This is a genomic window from Streptomyces sp. NPDC006529, assembly GCF_040611795.1.
Taxonomy (GTDB): domain Bacteria; phylum Actinomycetota; class Actinomycetes; order Streptomycetales; family Streptomycetaceae; genus Streptomyces.
Genome location: NZ_JBEXPB010000043.1, coordinates 41,916 through 59,635, shown reverse-complemented (window position 1 = coordinate 59,635; position 17,720 = coordinate 41,916). Strand labels below are relative to the sequence as shown.

The window sequence follows — 17,720 nt, the reverse complement described above, 5'->3', positions numbered from 1 at the left end:
GGCGCCCCCCACACCCCCGCCGGCGAGGCTGGAGATGGCTGCGCCCGAACCGGAGATGGCCGCGCCCGAGCCCGGGGTGGCTGCGCCTGAGCCGGAGATGGCCGCGTCCGAGCCCGGGATGGCTGCGCCCGAGCCGGGCGAGGGGAGCGGTGGTGACACGGACGCCGGCCCCGACGCCGGGTGGATCGGGGTGGAGGCGGCCATGACCCTGCTCACCTCCCCCCTCGGCGGCATGGACGCCACCGACCTGCGCCGCCTCGGCCGGGCCCTGCGCGACGAGGAGCGGGCCGCGGGCATCGCGGTGCCCGCACCCTCCGACGTCCTGCTGGCCCGCGCCCTCGCCGAGCCCGAGCGGCTCGTCGCCCACGACCCGGCGTACGCCCGCGGCGCCCAGCGCCTCGGCACGCTCCTGCGCAAGGCCCGCGAGCTGCTCCAGGGCGGCGGCACCGCCGAGGAGGCCCTGTGGGTCCTCTGGGACGGCACCCCCTGGCCGCAGCGGCTGGAGCGCGGCGCCCGCCGCGGCGGCGCCGCCGGCCGCAACGCCGACCGCGACCTGGACGCGGTGTGCGCCCTCTTCGACACCGCCGCCCGCGCGGAGGAACGTACCGGCGGCCGCGGCGCGCTCAACTTCCTCGAACAGCTGGAGGCCGAGGACATCGCGGCCGACACGCTCAGCCACCGCGCCGCCCGCCCGGAGGCGGTCCGGCTCATGACCGTGCACCGCTCCAAGGGCCTGGAGTGGGGCCTCGTCGTCGTCGCCGGGGTCCAGGAGGGCCTGTGGCCCGACCTGCGCCGCCGCGGCTCGCTCCTGGAGGCGGACCGGATCGGCCGCGACGGCCTCGCCGAACCGCTGACCCCCGGCGCCCTCCTCGCCGAGGAGCGCCGCCTCTTCTACGTCGCCGCCACCCGCGCCCGCGACCGCCTCGTCGTCACCGCCGTCAAGGCCCCCGCCGAGGACGGCGACCAGCCCTCCCGCTTCCTCACCGAACTCGGCGTACCGGTCAAGGACGTCACCGGCCGCCCCCGCCGCCCCCTCGCCGTCCCCGCGCTGGTCGCCGAGCTGCGCGCCACCACCGTCGACCCGGACGCCTCCGAGGCGCTGCGCGACGCCGCCGCCCGGCGCCTCGCCCGGCTCGCCGCGCTCACCGACGACGAGGACCGCCCGCTCGTACCGGCCGCGCACCCGCAGCGCTGGTGGGGCCTGTACGAACCGACCCGGGCCGCGGCCCCGCTGCGCGACCGGGACCGGCCCGTCGCCCTGTCCGGCAGCGCCCTGGACCAGCTGGCCAACACCTGCTCCCTCCAGTGGTTCCTGGGGCGCGAGGTCAAGGCGGACGCCCCGTCCACCGCCGCCCAGGGCTTCGGCAACGTCGTCCACGTCCTCGCCGACGAGGTCGCGTCCGGACGTACGCCCGCCGACCTCGCCGTCCTCATGGAACGGCTCGACTCGGTGTGGGACGCGCTCGCCTTCGACGCGCCCTGGAAGTCCCGCCAGGAGAAGGAGAACGCCCGGGCCGCCCTGGAGCGCTTCATCCGCTGGCACAACTCGGACCGCGGCGGCCGCACCTCCGTGGCCACCGAGCACGACTTCGACGTCACCCTCGGGGCGGGCGCGTACGAGGTCCGCGTGCGCGGCTCCATGGACCGCGTCGAGACCGACCCGCAGGGCCGGGCGTACGTCGTCGACTTCAAGACCGGCAAGGCCACCCCCACCCGCGACGAGGTCGCCCGCCACCCGCAGCTCGCCGTCTACCAGCTCGCCGTGCGCGAGGGCGCCCTCGACGAGGTCTTCGACGGCCGCCGCCCCGAGCCCGGCGGCGCCGAACTCGTCCAGCTCCGCCAGGGCGCGGCCAAGAAGGACGGCGGCGACGAGGTGCCCAAGGTGCAGGCCCAGCAGCCGCTCGGCGCCGGCCCCTCGGGGGACTGGGTCGGCGACCTGCTGGCCACCGCCGCGGGCCGGGTGCTGGACGAACGGTTCGCCCCGGCCGCCGGCGACCACTGCGGCCGCTGCTCCTTCCGCTCCGCGTGCAGCGCCCGGCCCGAGGGCCGCCAGACCGTCGAGTGACGCCGGCCGCCGGGGCCACTGCCGCCGGGAGGCCGGCCGCCGGGCTCCCGCCGCCGGGCCCCGGCCGCCGGTCGGTCGGGGCTGTCGGTGCGGGCCGCTAGCCTTTTCACGTGTCCGCCCGCCAGCCCGTCCTCACCGACCCCGAGCAGCTCAAGCAGCTCCTCGGCATCCCCTTCACACCCGAACAGCTGGCCTGCGTCACCGCGCCGCCCGCCCCCCAGGTGATCGTCGCGGGCGCCGGTTCCGGCAAGACGACGGTGATGGCCGCGCGCGTGGTCTGGCTGGTCGGCACGGGCACGGTCGCGCCCGAGCAGGTCCTCGGCCTGACCTTCACCAACAAGGCCGCGGGCGAGCTGGCCGAGCGGGTACGGACGGCCCTCGCGCGGGCCGGCATCAGCGACCCCGACCCCTCCCCGGCCGACGACACCGCCGGGGGCGAACCCCGGATCTCCACCTACCACTCCTTCGCGGGGCAGCTCCTCAAGGACCACGGGCTGCGCATCGGCCTGGAGCCCAGCTCGCGGCTGCTGGCCGACGCCACCCGCTTCCAGCTCGCCGCCCGCGTCCTGCGCGAGGCCCCCGGCCCCTACCCCTCGCTGACGAAATCGCTTCCCGACCTGGTCAGCGACCTGCTCGCACTGGACAGCGAACTGTCCGAGCACCTGGTCACCCCGGCGCAGCTGCGCGCGTACGACACCGCCCTCCTGGACGCCCTCGCCGAGGTGAAGCTCGGCAACGAAGACCTCCGCAAGGTCCCCGAAGCCGCCCGCGGCCGCCTCGAACTGCTGGAACTGGTCGGCCGCTACCGCGCCGCCAAGGCCTCCCGCGACCTCCTCGACTTCAGCGACCAGATAGCCCGCTCCGCGGAGCTGGCCACGACCCGGCCCGAGGTCGGCGCCCTGCTGCGCGAGGAGTTCCGCGTCGTCCTGCTCGACGAGTACCAGGACACCTCGGTCGCCCAGCGGCTGCTGCTGTCCGGCCTCTTCGGCGGGGGCACCGGGCACGCCGTGACCGCCGTCGGCGACCCCTGCCAGGCGATCTACGGCTGGCGCGGCGCGTCCGTCGCCAACCTCGACGACTTCCCCGAGCACTTCCCGCACGCCGACGGCGCCCCCGCCGACCGCCTCTCCCTGAGCGAGAACCGGCGCAGCGGCGGCCGCCTCCTCGACCTGGCCAACGGTCTGGCCGCGCCCCTGCGCGCCCTGCACGCGGGCGTCGAGGCACTGCGCCCGGCGCCGGGGGCCGAGCGCGACGGCTTCGTCCGCTGCGCGCTGCTGGAGACCCACGCCCAGGAACTGGAGTGGCTCGCCGACTCGATCGCCCACCTGGTGCGCACCGGCAAGGAACCGGGGGAGATCGCCGTCCTGTGCCGCTCCGCCGGTGACTTCGCCGCGATCCAGGGCGCGCTCGTGGCCCGGGACGTCCCCGTCGAGGTCGTGGGCCTGTCCGGGCTGCTGCACCTGCCCGAGGTCGCCGACCTGGTCTCCGTCTGCGAGGTCCTCCAGGACCCGGGGGCCAACGCCGCCCTCGTCCGGTTGCTGATCGGCCCCCGCTGGCGGATCGGTGCCCGTGACCTGGCCCTGCTCGGCCGGCGGGCCCGGCTGCTGGTGGCCCGCGCCCCGGCCGCGGGCGACGACCCCGACCGCCGGCTCGCCGCGGCCGTCGAGGGGGTCGACCCGGCGGAGATCGTCTCGCTGGCGGACGCGCTGGAGACCTTCCTCGGCGACTCCCCGCAGCAGGACGGCCTGCCCTTCTCCGCCGAGGCCCGGGTCCGCTTCGCCCACCTCGCGCAGGAGCTGCGCGACCTGCGCCGGTCCCTGTCCGACCCGCTGATGGACGTCCTGCACCGGGTGCTGGCCGCCACCGGCCTCGACGTCGAACTGTCCGCGTCCCCGCACGCGCTGGCGGCCCGCCGCCGGGAGACCCTGTCCGGCTTCCTGGACGTGGCGGCCGGTTTCGCCGCCCTGGACGGCGAGGCCACGCTCCTCGCGTTCCTCGCCTTCCTGCGCACCGCCGCCCAGTACGAGAAGGGCCTCGACCACGCCCTGCCCGGCGGGGAGAACACCGTGAAGGTGCTGACCGCCCACAAGTCCAAGGGCCTGGAGTGGGACGTCGTCGCGGTGCCCGGGCTGTACGCGGGAGCCTTCCCGAGCGAACGGGCCCGCGAGTCCTGGACCTCGTACGCCAAGGTCCTCCCGCACGCCCTGCGCGGGGACGCCGAGACGCTGCCGGCCGACCCGGAGTGGACCGCCGCCGGGCTGAAGAACTTCAAGGCACAGCTGCGCACCCACCAGGCGACCGAAGAGCTGCGCCTGGGGTACGTCACCTTCACCCGCCCCCGCTCCCTGCTGCTGGCCTCCGGCCACTGGTGGGGCCCGACCCAGAAGAAGCGCCGCGGCCCCTCCTCCTTCCTGACGGCGCTGTACGAGCACTGCGCGGCCGGGTTCGGCGAGATCGAGGCATGGGCCGAGGAGCCCGAGCCGGACGCCGTGAACCCCGCGCTGGCGACCGGCGACACCCCGGACCACTCCTGGCCGCTCCCCCTGGACCCGGCCTCCCTCGCCCTGCGCCGCCGCGCCGCCGCCCTCGTCACCGCCCACCTGGCATCCCCTCCACCCCCGGAGCCCGAGGACGACGACTACCCCTGGCCGGACGAAGAAGAAGCCCCCTGGCCGGACGACCCCGAGGATGAGGCATATCCAGCCCCGCCGACCGCCGAGCCACATCCCGCCTCGCCGGCGTTTGAGGCGCGGGGTCCGGGGCGGAGCCCCGAAGCCCCGCAGGGCCCACCCCCCGCACCCGGAACCGCACCCACCCCCACCCCCGCCCCCACTCCGGAGGAGTCCCGCACGCTGGCCTCCTGGGACCGGGACCTGGACGCCCTGGAGGGCGAACTGCGCCGTTCGCGGGCCGCCGTCCGCGACGTCGTCCTGCCCCCCACCCTCTCGGCGAGCCAACTGCTCCGCCTGGCCGCCGACGAGGACGGCTTCGTCCGCGACCTCGCCCGCCCCATGCCCAAGCCCCCCCAGCCCGCCGCCCGCCAGGGCACCCGCTTCCACGCCTGGGTGGAGTCCCGGTTCGACAACCTGCCGCTCCCGCTGCTCGACGTACTGGACCCCGTCACCGAGCTGCCCGGCTCCGACCAGGAGGTGGCCGACGAGCGGGATCTGGACGCGTTGAAGGAGGCCTTCGAGCGCAGTCCGTACGCCGAGCGCACCCCGTACCGCATGGAGGTGCCCGTCCAGTTCACCCTGGCGGGCCGGGTGATCCGCGGCCGGATCGACGCCGTCTACCGCAATGACGACGGCTCCTTCGAGATCGTCGACTGGAAGACCGGCCGCTCCGCCGAAGCGGACCCGCTCCAGCTCGCCGTCTACCGCCTGGCCTGGGCGGAAGCCACCGGCACCCCGCTCGACCGGATCACCGTCGCCTTCCTGCACGTCCGCAGCGGCCGCGTGATCCGCCCCGCGAACCTGCCGTCCAGAGCCCGGCTTGAGCGGATCCTCCAAGGCGAAACGGTCGCGGACGGTGACCCACAGGGGGAAGGTTAGGCTCGTGGGTATGAGCCAGACCCCGGACAGCGCCGTCCGCGCCTACATCGACACGCACCGCGCCGCCTTCCTCGACGACCTCGCCGACTGGCTGCGCATTCCCTCCGTCTCGGCCCAGCCCGAGCACGCGGACGACGTGGAGCGCAGCGCGCACTGGCTCGCCTCGGCGCTGAAGGAGACCGGCTTCCCGGTCGCCGAGGTCTGGCCCACCCCCGGCGCCCCCGCCGTCTTCGCCGAGTGGCCCAGCGAGGACCCGGCCGCGCCGGTCGTCCTGGTCTACGGCCACCACGACGTACAGCCCGCCGCGCTCGCCGACGGCTGGCACACCGAGCCGTTCGAGCCGGTGGTCAAGGACAACCGGATGTACGCGCGGGGCGCCGCCGACGACAAGGGCCAGGTGTTCTTCCACACCCTCGGCGTGCGGGCGCACCTGGCCGCGACCGGTGCCGCCGCGCCCGCCGTCCACCTCAAGCTGCTGATCGAGGGCGAGGAGGAGTCCGGGTCCACGCACTTCCGCGCCCTCGTCGAGGCCGAGGCCGCCCGCCTCGCGGCGGACGTCGTGATCGTCTCCGACACCGGCATGTGGTCCGAGACCACGCCGACCGTCTGCACCGGCATGCGCGGCATCGCCGACTGCGAGATCGAGCTGAGCGGGCCGGACCAGGACATCCACTCCGGGGCCTTCGGCGGCGCCGTGCCCAACCCGGCGACCGTGGCCGCCCGCCTGGTGGCGGCGCTGCACGACGCCGACGAGCGGGTCACCATCCCCGGGTTCTACGACAACGTCGCCGTCCTGACGGACGCCGAGCGCGCGCTGATCGCCGAACTGCCCTTCGACGAGGACGAATGGCTGCGCACGGCCAAGTCCCACGCGGCCGCGGGGGAGGCGGGGTACTCCACCCTGGAGCGGGTCTGGGCCCGCCCCACGGCCGAGGTCAACGGCATCGGCGGCGGCTACCAGGGGCCCGGCGGGAAGACCATCGTCCCCGCCTCCGCCCAGCTGAAGCTGTCGTTCCGGCTGGTGTCCGGGCAGGATCCGTACGAGGTCGAGAAGTCCGTCACGGACTGGGTCGCGGCCCGGATCCCCGCCGGGATCCGCCACTCCATCGTCTTCGGCGCCCCCACCCGCCCCTGCCTGACCCCGCTGGACCACCCCGCGCTGCGGTCGGTCGTACGAGCCATGGGGCGCGCGTTCGGCGAGAAGATCCGTTTCACCCGCGAGGGGGGCTCGGGCCCGGCGGCGGACCTCCAGGACGTGCTGGGCGCGCCCGTGCTCTTCCTCGGGATCTCCGTACCCTCCGACGGCTGGCACGCGCCGAACGAGAAGGTGGAGCTGGACCTGCTGCTCAAGGGCGTCGAAACGACCGCCTACCTGTGGTCCGACCTCGCCGAGACCTGGAACCCCGCGTCCACCGCCGTCTGATCCCGTCCGTCCCACCACTCCGGGGGAGTTGGAAGTACCAGTGAGCATCTCGACCGAGCACGCCGCGACCGAGCCGACCGCGACCGGGCCCGCCGCGACCGCGCCCGCCGCGGCCGTCGCCGACGGCCCGGCCGCCGACCGGCCCGTCTCGCTGACCGCGCCCAGCGGCATCGACCGCGCCGCGCACCACCGCCTCGACGAGGCCTGGCTCGCGGCGGCCTGGAGCCACCCCTCGACCCGCGTCTTCGTGGTCTCCGGCGGCCAGGTGCTGATCGACGACACCCCGGACGGAGGCACGGAGATCGTCATGACCCCGGCCTTCGAGGCCCCGGCCACCGAGACCCACCGCTACTTCCTGGGCACCGGCGAGGACGGCGTACGGTACTTCGCGCTCCAGAAGGACTCGCTGCCCGGCCGCATGGACCAGTCGGCCCGCCCGGCCGGCCTGCGCGAGGCGGGCACGCTGCTGTCCCCGCGGGACGCCGGCCTGATGGTGCACGCGGTGGCCCTGGAGAACTGGCAGCGGATGCACCGCTTCTGCTCCCGCTGCGGCGAGCGCACGGTGGTCGCAGCGGCGGGCCACATCCGGCGCTGCCCGGGCTGCGGCGCGGAGCACTACCCGCGCACCGACCCGGCCGTGATCATGCTGGTCACCGACGCGCAGGACCGCGCGCTGCTCGGCCGCCAGGTGCACTGGCCGGAGGGGCGCTTCTCGACCCTGGCCGGTTTCGTGGAGCCGGGCGAGGCCATCGAGCAGTCGGTGATCCGCGAGGTGTGGGAGGAGGCGGGCGTCAAGGTCGGCGCGGTCGAGTACGTCGCCAGCCAGCCCTGGCCCTTCCCGTACAGCCTGATGCTGGGCTTCACCGCCCGCGCGCTCACCTCGGAGATCACCGTGGACGGCGAGGAGATCCAGGAGGCCCGCTGGTTCTCCCGCGAGGACCTGCGCCGCGCCATCGAGACCGGCGAGGTGCTCCCCCCGGCGGGCATCTCCATCGCGGCCCGCCTGGTCGAACTCTGGTACGGCGCCCCCCTCCCCAAGCCGACCCCCTGACCCCCCGGGCCCGGCCCGGCCCCGCCTTTCAGGCGGCCTTCCCCGTCGGGGCCCGGCATGCCGCCGCCCCCTGCCGGCCGGGGCCGGAGGGGGCGGTGCGCGGAGCGGGCGGGCGCCGGGCCGTCAGACCGCGAGGGCCTGCTTGACCTGGGCCAGGCTTGGGTTCGTCATCACGGACTCGGTGCCCGTGGGTGCCACGACGAGGAGGGTCGGGACGGTCTGGTTGCCGCCGTTGGCCTTCTCCACGAAGGCGGCCGACGCCGGGTCCTGCTCGATGTTGATCTCGGTGTAGGCGATGCCTTCCCGGTCCAGCTGGCTCTTCAGCCGGCGGCAGTAGCCGCACCACGTGGTGCTGTACATCGTCACGGAACCCTTGTCCTGCATGGCGTGAACTCTCCTCTGGGGGTCGGGGCGGGAGGCCTTGGAACGTCCGAGTACTCGAACGTACGAGGGCGCCCGCCCATTCCCGGCAGGTGCCCCCAGGTGGCGCGGCGCATTCGTACGACCGGTGCCCACCGCCTGTGGACACGTTTCCCGTCCGACCCGGCGGACCTGGCAGCATGGCGGGGTGACAGCAGCAACGCACTCCTCATCCTTCCCGGCCGACCCGGAGTCGGCCGACGCGGTGCTCCTGGGCCTGGACCCGGAGCAGCGCGAGGTCGCCACGACCCTCAAGGGGCCGGTGTGCGTCCTGGCGGGCGCCGGCACGGGCAAGACGCGGGCCATCACCCACCGCATCGCCTACGGGGTGCGTTCCGGCCAGCTGATGCCGGCGAGCGTGCTGGCCGTCACCTTCACCAACCGCGCCGCGGGCGAGATGCGCGGGCGGCTGCGCACCCTCGGCGCGGGCGGCGTGCAGGCGCGCACCTTCCACTCCGCCGCCCTGCGCCAGCTCCAGTACTTCTGGCCGAAAGCCATCGGCGGCGAGGTTCCGCGCCTGGTCGAACGCAAGATCCAGCTGGTGGCCGAGGCCGGGGCGCGCTGCCGGATCCGGCTCGACCGCAATGAGCTGCGCGATGTCACCGGTGAGATCGAGTGGGCGAAGGTCACCCAGACCGTCCCCGCCGACTATCCCGCGGCCGCCCTCAAGACGGGCCGTGAGGCCCCCCGGGACATGGCCGAAATCGCACAGATCTACGGCACGTACGAACAGCTCAAGCGCGACCGGTCGATGATCGACTTCGAGGACGTGCTGCTGCTCACCGTCGGCATCCTGCAGGACCGCCACGACATCGCCGACCAGATCCGCACCCAGTACCAGCACTTCGTGGTCGACGAGTACCAGGACGTCAGCCCCCTCCAGCAGCGCCTGCTGGAGCTGTGGCTCGGCGACCGCGACAGCCTGTGCGTCGTCGGCGACGCCAGCCAGACGATCTACTCCTTCACCGGCGCCACCCCCGACCACCTGCTCTCCTTCCGCACCCGGTACCCGCAGGCCACCCTGGTGAAGCTGGTCCGCGACTACCGCTCCACCCCCCAGGTGGTGCACCTCGCCAACGGCCTGCTGAACCAGGCCCGCGGCCGGGCCGCCGAGCACCGGCTGGAGCTGGTCTCCCAGCGCGAGACGGGCCCCGACCCGGTCTACGCCGAGTACCCGGACGAGCCCGCCGAGGCCGAGGGCGTCGCGGGCCGGATCCGGGACCTGATCGCCGCCGGCGTCCCGGCGGGCGAGATCGCCGTGCTCTACCGCATCAACGCCCAGTCCGAGGTGTACGAGCAGGCCCTGGCCGACGCCGGCGTGCCCTACCAGCTGCGCGGTGCTGAGCGCTTCTTCGAGCGCCCCGAGGTCAAGAAGGCGATGCTCACCCTCAAGGGCGCCGCGCGCTCCGGCGGGAACGACCCGCTGGTCGACGACGCCGTCGGGCTGGCCTCCCAGGTCCGCGCCGTGCTCAGCTCCAATGGCTGGACCACCGAGCCGCCCGCCGGCTCCGGGGCCGTCCGTGACCAGTGGGAATCCCTGGCCGCGCTGGTCCGGCTCGCCGAGGACTTCGCCCGCGGCCGGGCCGGGGCCACCCTGGCCGACCTCGCGGTCGAGCTGGACGAGCGGATGGCCGCCCAGCACGCACCGACCGTCCAGGGCGTCACCCTCGCCTCGCTGCACGCCGCCAAGGGCCTGGAGTGGGACGCGGTCTTCCTGGTCGGTCTCACCGACGGCGTGATGCCGATCACCTACGCCAAGACCGACGAGCAGGTGGAGGAGGAGCGCCGGCTGCTGTACGTCGGCGTCACCCGGGCCCGGGTGCACCTGACGCTCTCCTGGTCCCTCTCGCGCGCTCCGGGCGGCCGGGCCTCCCGCAAGCCCAGCCGCTTCCTGAACGGGCTGCGGCCGGGCTCCGCGGCCGCGGGGAGCCGGGCGGCGGGCGCCGTCACCGAGCGCGCGGCCCGCAAGCGGGGCCGCCGCGGGCCCGTCCTGTGCCGGGTCTGCGGCAAGACCCTGACCGAGGCGGGCGAGCTGAAACTGATGCGGTGCGAGGACTGCCCGTCCGACATGGACGAGGGCCTCTACGAACGGCTGCGGGACTGGCGCGCGGGCCAGGCGAAGGAGCTCGGCCAGCCCGCCTACTGCGTCTTCACGGACAAGACGCTGATGGCGATCGCGGAGGCCGTCCCGACCGAGGCGGGCGAGCTGTCGATGATCTCGGGTGTGGGTGGTCGCAAGCTCGACCGCTACGGAGCCGATGTGCTGGCCATCTGCGCAGGTGAGGAGCCCGGGAGCGGTGCCGCTGACGACGCGTAGAAACTCGTCGGAAAAATAGTTTGCACATGCCCTGCGAAGCCCCATAGGTTCTTAGCAACGGAAACGGTGGCTTCTCCGAAGCCCCGGATCCGTGCTGTACTTATCCGAATACGCATGGGACAGGCCCTCGGGCCGGGTCCCCGAGACGCCGAGAGGAGGCGAAACCCGTGACCACGTTGATGACCACCACCAAACTGACCGATCGCTCGGCTTCCGCCTCCTCCTGCCTGCTTCTCGCCCCCTCTGCGCTCTCCGTCCGGGGTACCGGTCTGTCCGCGATCGCCGCTGTCAGCCCCGTCGCCCTGATCACCTCCGTGGTGAGTGAGCGCAATGAACGACCGATGCAGGCACCGGTGGCAGTAGCAGCTGGCCAGGCCAAGGCGCATGCCTATGGCGGCTTTGCGGCGGCGGCCGGTGCCGGACACCAGAAGAAGACGACGACGCAGCACCACCTGATGTGGGCCTTCCGTGGGCTCGAACCCTGGAGTGATCCAGTCTGATCGCATGATCAGGCCGGCGCCTTCAGGGCCGCGGAACCCCACCCGGGATCCGCGGCCCTTTTGTTTGTCCCCGACCGGGGACGGCAGCGCGAAGGGCCTCGGGACTGGCAACAGGTACCAGCCGATTCCGGCCGACCGGCCGGAACGACTTGACGAACAAGACGAGGAAAAAACCACCGTGCAACTCGAAGCGCACGCCCCGTCCGTACCGCAGACCCAGACGATCTCCCCGCCCGCAGTCCCGGAGGACTCCACCTTGACTCCCCTCACCGCGCTCACCGCGCTCGACGACGCCATCGAAAACCTCGGCGTACCCGTTGCCTGCCGCACCTACGACCCGGAGGTCTTCTTCGCCGAGTCCCCGGCCGACGTCGAGTACGCCAAGTCGCTCTGCCGCACCTGCCCGCTGGTCGAGGCCTGCCTCGCCGGAGCGGTCGAGCGCCGCGAGCCCTGGGGCGTCTGGGGTGGCGAGCTGTTCGTCCAGGGTGTCGTCGTCGCCCGCAAGCGGCCGCGCGGCCGCCCGCGCAAGAACCCGGTCGTCGCTGCATGAACACCACCGGAACCATTGACCGCCCCCTGACGCGCGATCCCCTGAAGCAGGCCCTCATGACCCCGCAGCACACGAGCGAGCAGCCGTCCGGCTCCGCCATCGAAGACTTCATCACCACCGGCGCGAACACCTCGCGTCAGAACAGGACCCGCGAGATGCAACTCATTCCAGAAGCCCTGGCCCGTGCCCATATGGCCGACCGCATGCGTGAGGTGGAAGGCGAACGCCGCGCCCTGCGCGTGGTCGCCGCCCGCCGCATGCAGCGGCGAGCCGAGCGCGTGTCCCTGCGCGCCCGTCGCGCACTGGCCATGGCCGTCATGAACTGAACGGCCGTCATGGACCAGTACGTCCTCACCCGGCACGTCCGGGAGTGACACCGACCGACCCCCGGGGGGCCGCTCCGAACGGAGCGGCCCCCCGGGGCGTGGGAAGCGGCCCCCGGTGCGTCCCGACCGCCGCCCGGGGTGGGCGGCGGTATCGTCGGGAGGTGGACCAGCCGACCCCCCGCCCCGCATCCCCGGGACCCGAGGCCCCGCCCGTCATCTGCGCCCGCTGCGGCGCGCGGCCGCCCGCGGGTGCCCCACCCACCTGGACCTGCTCCAAGGAGAACGGCAGCAGGCAGTACTTCTGCCACGACTGCGCCCGGGCCAACATCCGCGCGATCGAAGGCCGGCTCGACTCCTCCTGGTGGTGACCGCGGCCCCGGACGGGCCGCCCCGGATCAGGACTCCGGCAAGAATCCCGGGAGCCAGGCCTCCAGTTCGTCGCGCAACCGCACCGTCGCCCCCAGCTGGCACAGCACCCCGATCGTGCTCAGGGTCACCCGGTGGATCAGCAGATAGGACGGCGGAAGGTTGATCTGGCGGCCCAACTGGTGCGCGGGGGAGCGCGGATCGGCGATCCGGGCCGCCTGACTGCGCATCCACGTCCGGGTGAAGGTGAACTCGTCCGCCTTCGCCGGCTCGATGATCGGGCGCAGATAGTCCAGCACCGCGTCCGGATCCAGCTCGATGGACTCCTTCACGAAGCCCTCGGCGCGCAGGTGCCCGTAGACACCCTCGGCATCGTCTTCCAGGGTCATCCGCAGGGACCTGCCCACCGGCGTGGGCAGCCCGCCCGGCAGCCGGTCGACCGTACCGAAGTCCAGGACCCCCAGCCGGAGCCGGCCGTCGGCACCCTCCATCAGCCGGAAGTTGCCCGGGTGCGGGTCGGCGTGCAGCAGGCCCGTGCGCGCGGGACCGGAGAAGAGGAACCGGGCCAGCAGCTGCCCGGCACGGTCGCGCTCCTCCTGGGTGCCGTCGGCGATGATCTCCGACAGCGGTGTCCCCTCGATCCACTCCGTCACCAGGACCTCATCGCCCTGGTGCACGACGTCCGGCACGACCACGTCGGGATCGCCCGCGAAGGCCTCCGCGTGGATCCGCTGGGCCTCCGCCTCCAGCTCGTAGTCCAGCTCCTCCGCCACCCGGTCGCGCAACTCCGTGATCAGCGGCTTGATGTCCATGCCCGGAATCAGCGGCCCCAGGAGTCCGGCGAACCGGCCGAGCTGCTTGAGGTCGGAGAGCAGCGCCTCCCCGGCCCCGGGGTACTGCACCTTGACCGCGACCTGCCGCCCGTCGTGCCACACCGCCCGGTGCACCTGACCGATCGACGCGGCCGCCGCCGGCTTGTCCTCGAACTCCTCGAACAGCTCCCGCCAGTCCGGGCCGAGGCGCTCCGCCAGCACCTGGTGCACCCGCGCGGCGGGCAGCGGCGGGGCGGCCTCTTGGAGCTTGGTGAGCGCGGCCCGGTAGGGCCCGGCGACCTCTTCGGGCAGCGCCGCCTCGAAGACCGACATGGCCTGCCCGAACTTCATCGCACCGCCCTTCAGCTCGCCCAGGGTGCGGAAGAGCTGCTCGGCGGTGCGCTGCTGCAGCTCGCGCGCCACGATCTCCGCCGACTTGCCCCCGATCCGCTTCCCCAGCCCCCAGGTGGCCCGGCCCGCTATGCCGAGTGGAAGCGCGGCCAGCTTGACGGTACGAGTGACCGCCTTCCGGGGAAGATCAGACATGCGCCCCTCCAGTTCCCAGACAGCGGTGCCGCGAGCGGCGGCGGTTACCCGGCCATTGTGTCCTGTCCCTCTCGGGCGCCGGAGGAGTCCCCCTCTCCCACGCCCGCCGCCCCGCACCCGCACTCGGGATGCGCTCTCACCCGCGTCCGCTCCCAGTGCAGTCCGGGCAGCGCCGCCTCCCACCGAGCCCCCGCCGAAGCGGGCAGCTCCCCGTCGAGGAAGGCCAGTGAGTGCGCCGCGGCCAGCCCCGCCACCGCCATGGCGAGCCCCAGGTCACAGGCCCCGGGGCCGCGGCGCCGGTGAGCCCCCCGCCACTGCACCAGCATCCGCGCCCACGCCCGGTCCCGCTCCACCCGCACCCGCTCCATGCACCCCGCGCACCCGGTGCTCCCCGGCAGCACCAGCGGCCCCACCAGCCCGGTCCCCTCCAGCACCCCGGCGTACAGATGCGGGATCCCCGCCGCCACCCAGTCCGCGGCGGTGTCCGGATCCGGGGCCCACGCCTGGAGTCCGTCCCGCGGCGCGACCACCACCAGCGCCAGCGCCGGCTCGGGCCCCTCCCGCTCCTGGTCCCGCGGCGCCTTCCCGGGAGCGGACGCCCGCACCAGCGCCCCCGCCGCCTCCGCCCGCAGCCGGCCCACGCTCTGCGGCCCGAGCCCGCCGGGCGCGACGTCCCCCGGCTCCACCCGCCCGCCGTCCAGCACCTCGACCCGGCCCACCCCCGCCCCCGCCAGCACCGCCGCGATCAGCGCGCCCACCCGCCCGCTGCCCCGCACCTGGACCCGTACCGCCCGCCGCGCCGCGAGCCCGCGCAGATCGCCCCCGGGCTCCCGGCGCACCAGGGAGAGCGAGCCCCGGTCGGGTCCCAGCCGCTCCAGCACCTCCGGGCGCCGCAGCAACGACTGGGCCCGCGCCCCGCCGGCCGTGGCGTCATCGATCACCCCCGCATGCGCCAGCCGTCGCACCAGCTCGTCCACCTGGCCGTCCGGCAGCCCCAGGGCGGCGGCCTCCTTGCGCAGCAGCTCCATCCCCCGGGTCCCGTCGAGCCGGTCGAGCAGGGTCCCCGTCGCCGTGTCCAACGGTCCGAACACCACCGCGTGCGCGGGCGTCACCCCGAACTGCACGGTCTCCAGATCCCGCCACGCCCGCGCCAAAGCGGGCTTCACCTTCGGATACATCGCCCTCCCCCTCTTCCCAAGTCCCCACGGAACGGCCACGACGCCGCCCTCGCAGCATGACCGCCCCCCGCCCCCGGAGTGTGAAGTTATCCACAGGCGCACCCCGTCAGGCATATGAGACGACGACCGGATGGGCCCCGTGGGGCGGCCGGGCGGGGCGGAACCGCGAACCGATCGCGCCCGCAGCCCCGCCGGGCGGGACTTCCGCCCTGGCCACCGGGTACGGTCGTGCCGTGTCCGCCGATCCAGCGCCCCGCGCCGTCGAAGTCCGCCGCAGCGCGCGCCGCCGAAGGACCGTCTCCGCCTATCGCGAGGGCGACCGGACGGTCGTGCTCATCCCTGCCCGGATGTCCGAGGCCGAGGAGCGGCGCTGGGTGGGCGTGATGCTCGACAAGCTCGCCGCGCAGGAGAGCAAGCGGACCCTCGGGGACGCGGAACTCACCGAGCGCGCCGAGCGTTTGTCCGAGCAGTACTTCGGCGGCCGCGCACGTCCCACCTCGGTCCGCTGGGTCACCAACCAGAACACCCGCTGGGGCTCCTGCACCCCCGCCGAGGGCAGCATCCGGCTGTCCCACCGCCTCCAGGGCATGCCGGAGTACGTGCTCGACTACGTGCTCCTGCACGAGCTGGCCCACCTGCTCGTCCCGGGGCACGGGCCGGGTTTCTGGCAGCTGCTGGAGGCGTATCCCCGGACCGAGCGGGCGCGCGGTTACCTCGAAGGAGTGGCGGCCGCCGAGCGGCTGCCCCAGGTCCCGGCCGCGCGCGAGGAGTGAGCGCCAGCGTCGTGATGCGTCCGTGATGTGTACCGGCTCGGTACCGACCCGGGCCGATGTCGGCGGAAGCCGTTAGCCTGACGGGCACGCATTCATCGTCGGGACGGGGGACGGTCGTTTCGTATGGCCAGGGAATTCCAGCGCGGCCACAAGGCCAAGATCAGTGATCTCACCGCGGGCACCGATCTGTACGTGGGTGTGCAGATTGCCGGGCCCGGGCTGACCTTCGACATCAGCTGTTTCGGTCTCGACGCACAGGAGCGGCTGTCGGACGACCGCTACTTCGTCTTCTTCAACCAGCCCAAGTCGCCGGAGGAGTCCATTCAGCTGCTCGGCGCGCAGGCCGGCGACAGCGAATCCTTCCGGGTGACCCTGGACCGCGTTCCGGCGAACATCCACCGGCTGTCCTTCACGGCGACGATCGACGGCGCGGGCCAGATGTCGCAGGTCGGCCCCGGCTACATCCGGGTCGTCGCGGGCGGTGAGGAAGTGGTCCGCTACTCCTTCACCGGAGCCGAGTTCAGCACCGAACGTGCCGTGATGCTGGGCGACTTCTACCTCAAGGACGTGTGGCGCTTCGCCGCCGTCGGCCAGGGTTTCGACGGCGGCCTGGAAGCGCTGCTGAAGAACTTCGGCGGTGAGGTCGCCGAAGAGGAGCCTGCGGCTCCGCAGCAGCAGGTCCCGCAGCAGGCCGCCGCCGCACCCTCGTTCGCGGCCCCGGCCTTCGCCGCGCCCGCGGCCGCCGCCCCGCAGCAGCCGCAGTACCAGCAGCCGCAGCCCGCGCAGCACACCCCGCCGCCGGCGCCCCCGGCCCCCGCTCCGTACGCCGCACCGCAGCAGCCCGCCCCCTCCCTGCACGCCGCGCCGACGATGGTGGGCCCGCTCGCGCCGCCCGCTCCGGCCGCCCCCGGCCCGTACGGCCAGCCCGTGCACCCGCCGCAGCCGCCGCCGAGCCCCTCCTACGGGCACCAGGTCCCGGGCCAGGCCCCCGGCGGATACCCGCCCCCGCCGCCCCCGGCCGGTCCCTACGGCCAGCCGCCGCAGCCCTCGTACGGACACCAGGTCCCGGGCCAGGTCCCGGCCGGCTACCCGCCGCCCGGCGCGCCCGGAACTCCGTACGGCCAGCAGCCCGGCATGCCCGCGCAGGCGGCCGCCGCCCCCGGTCTCACCTCGGCCCTCCAGATCTACAAGGAGGCCCCGACCGGCGCGCGCTGGACCCCGCAGAACGCCCAGCTCATGCGCGTCGACCTGGGCATCGGCGGCCAGCCCGTCCTCGCCCGTCAGGGCAGCATGGTGCTCTACCAGGGCAAAGTGGACTTCAGCTACAAGGGTGCGGGCTTCGCCGGCCGCATCGTCGGCAACTCCACCGGCCAGGAGATGCAGCTCATGCGCTGCAGCGGCCGCGGCCAGGTCTTCCTCGCCGAGAACGGCACGCACCTGCACGCCATCGAGCTGCAGGGCGACGGAATCTGCGTCTCCGCCGAGAGCGTGCTCGCCTTCGACGAATCGCTCCAGCACGAGGTGCGCCGGATCGAGGGCCACGGCATCCCCGGCGGCGCCCTGTTCACCATGCAGTTCCAGGGCTCCGGCACCGTCGTCGTCAAGACGCACGGCACCCCCGTCGTCCTGCCGGTCACCCCGACGACCTTCGTCGACAGCAACGCGATCGTCGCCTGGTCCGCAGGCGCGCAGGTGGTCATTTCCAGCCAGGTCCGGCTCCGGCGCAACGCCTACCCCGGTCACAGCGGGGAGACCGTGAACCTCCAGTTCCGGGGCGCCCCCGGAAACTTCGTCATCGTCCAGCCCTACGAGGTCTGAGGGAGCCCGCCATGAACGCAATGA

14 protein-coding genes are annotated in these 17,720 nt (G+C 74.0%); 11 read left to right on the top strand and 3 right to left on the bottom strand.

Annotation, left to right across the window (positions count from 1 at the left end):
- The 4 genes from ABZY31_RS25130 to nudC form a co-directional block, all read left to right on the top strand.
- The coding region (locus ABZY31_RS25130) for a PD-(D/E)XK nuclease family protein (RefSeq protein WP_356414051.1) at window positions 1-2,065 on the top strand (2,065 nt) is incomplete at its 5' end.
- Window positions 2,066-2,175: 110 nt separating this feature from the next.
- The gene (locus ABZY31_RS25125) at window positions 2,176-5,616 is read left to right on the top strand and encodes an ATP-dependent DNA helicase (RefSeq protein WP_356414048.1); all 3,441 of its coding nucleotides are present in this window, start codon (window positions 2,176-2,178) and stop codon (window positions 5,614-5,616) included.
- Window positions 5,617-5,626: 10 nt separating this feature from the next.
- Window positions 5,627-7,039 carry a dipeptidase gene (locus tag ABZY31_RS25120; protein WP_356414045.1) on the top strand — a complete coding sequence of 471 codons (1,413 nt, stop codon included), beginning with the start codon at window positions 5,627-5,629 and terminating at the stop codon, window positions 7,037-7,039.
- Between the two features lie 151 nt (window positions 7,040-7,190).
- Complete coding sequence (gene nudC, locus ABZY31_RS25115; RefSeq protein ID WP_356414065.1) at window positions 7,191-8,090, top strand: NAD(+) diphosphatase; 900 nt, start codon at window positions 7,191-7,193, stop codon at window positions 8,088-8,090.
- A gap of 123 nt (window positions 8,091-8,213) precedes the next feature.
- On the opposite strand, the gene ABZY31_RS25110 is transcribed toward nudC, so the two are convergent.
- Window positions 8,214-8,474 carry a mycoredoxin gene (locus ABZY31_RS25110; RefSeq protein WP_356414042.1) on the bottom strand — a complete coding sequence of 87 codons (261 nt, stop codon included), beginning with the start codon at window positions 8,472-8,474 and terminating at the stop codon, window positions 8,214-8,216.
- Between the two features lie 184 nt (window positions 8,475-8,658).
- Here ABZY31_RS25110 and ABZY31_RS25105 point away from each other — a divergent pair, with 184 nt between their 5' ends.
- The 5 genes from ABZY31_RS25105 (at window position 8,659) to ABZY31_RS25085 (ending at window position 12,571) form a co-directional block, all read left to right on the top strand.
- Window positions 8,659-10,827, top strand: coding sequence for an ATP-dependent DNA helicase UvrD2 (locus ABZY31_RS25105; protein WP_356414039.1), 2,169 nt, complete (start codon window positions 8,659-8,661; stop codon window positions 10,825-10,827).
- 167 nt (window positions 10,828-10,994) lie between these two features.
- Window positions 10,995-11,327 (top strand): hypothetical protein, encoded by a 333-nt coding sequence (locus ABZY31_RS25100; RefSeq protein ID WP_356414037.1) that lies wholly within the window; start codon window positions 10,995-10,997, stop codon window positions 11,325-11,327.
- A 178-nt stretch (window positions 11,328-11,505) separates the two neighbouring features.
- Window positions 11,506-11,877, top strand: a complete 372-nt coding sequence (locus tag ABZY31_RS25095) for a WhiB family transcriptional regulator (protein WP_330332501.1) — start codon at window positions 11,506-11,508, stop codon at window positions 11,875-11,877.
- The gene (locus ABZY31_RS25090) at window positions 11,874-12,203 is read left to right on the top strand and encodes a hypothetical protein (protein ID WP_356414034.1); all 330 of its coding nucleotides are present in this window, start codon (window positions 11,874-11,876) and stop codon (window positions 12,201-12,203) included. Before ABZY31_RS25095 ends, ABZY31_RS25090 begins: the two co-directional genes overlap by 4 nt.
- A 161-nt stretch (window positions 12,204-12,364) precedes the next feature.
- Window positions 12,365-12,571: a hypothetical protein gene (locus ABZY31_RS25085; protein ID WP_356414032.1), complete on the top strand. Its 207-nt coding sequence runs from the start codon at window positions 12,365-12,367 to the stop codon at window positions 12,569-12,571.
- Window positions 12,572-12,598: 27 nt separating this feature from the next.
- On the opposite strand, the gene ABZY31_RS25080 is transcribed toward ABZY31_RS25085, so the two are convergent.
- Both ABZY31_RS25080 and ABZY31_RS25075 read right to left on the bottom strand, forming a co-directional pair.
- Window positions 12,599-13,927, bottom strand: a complete 1,329-nt coding sequence (locus tag ABZY31_RS25080) for an AarF/ABC1/UbiB kinase family protein (RefSeq protein WP_356414029.1) — start codon at window positions 13,925-13,927, stop codon at window positions 12,599-12,601.
- Between the two features lie 44 nt (window positions 13,928-13,971).
- On the bottom strand, window positions 13,972-15,105 hold the full coding sequence (locus ABZY31_RS25075) for a ThiF family adenylyltransferase (protein ID WP_356414026.1): 1,134 nt from the start codon (window positions 15,103-15,105) through the stop codon (window positions 13,972-13,974).
- 233 nt (window positions 15,106-15,338) lie between these two features.
- Here ABZY31_RS25075 and ABZY31_RS25070 point away from each other — a divergent pair, with 233 nt between their 5' ends.
- On the top strand, window positions 15,339-15,878 hold the full coding sequence (locus ABZY31_RS25070) for a M48 family metallopeptidase (protein WP_356414024.1): 540 nt from the start codon (window positions 15,339-15,341) through the stop codon (window positions 15,876-15,878).
- A gap of 123 nt (window positions 15,879-16,001) precedes the next feature.
- Window positions 16,002-17,696, top strand: a complete 1,695-nt coding sequence (locus tag ABZY31_RS25065) for a TerD family protein (protein WP_356414021.1) — start codon at window positions 16,002-16,004, stop codon at window positions 17,694-17,696.
- Window positions 17,697-17,720 lie beyond the last annotated feature (24 nt).

Excerpts from the sequence above, each read along its gene's own strand:
- ABZY31_RS25080 (WP_356414029.1), bottom strand. The coding sequence starts at position 13,927 with ATGTCTGATCTTCCCCGGAAGGCGGTCACTCGTACCGTCAAGCTGGCC.
- ABZY31_RS25065 (WP_356414021.1), top strand. The coding sequence starts at position 16,002 with ATGGCCAGGGAATTCCAGCGCGGCCACAAGGCCAAGATCAGTGATCTC.
- ABZY31_RS25110 (WP_356414042.1), bottom strand. The coding sequence starts at position 8,474 with ATGCAGGACAAGGGTTCCGTGACGATGTACAGCACCACGTGGTGCGGC.
- ABZY31_RS25120 (WP_356414045.1), top strand. The coding sequence starts at position 5,627 with ATGAGCCAGACCCCGGACAGCGCCGTCCGCGCCTACATCGACACGCAC.
- ABZY31_RS25090 (WP_356414034.1), top strand. The coding sequence starts at position 11,874 with ATGAACACCACCGGAACCATTGACCGCCCCCTGACGCGCGATCCCCTG.
- ABZY31_RS25075 (WP_356414026.1), bottom strand. The coding sequence starts at position 15,105 with ATGTATCCGAAGGTGAAGCCCGCTTTGGCGCGGGCGTGGCGGGATCTG.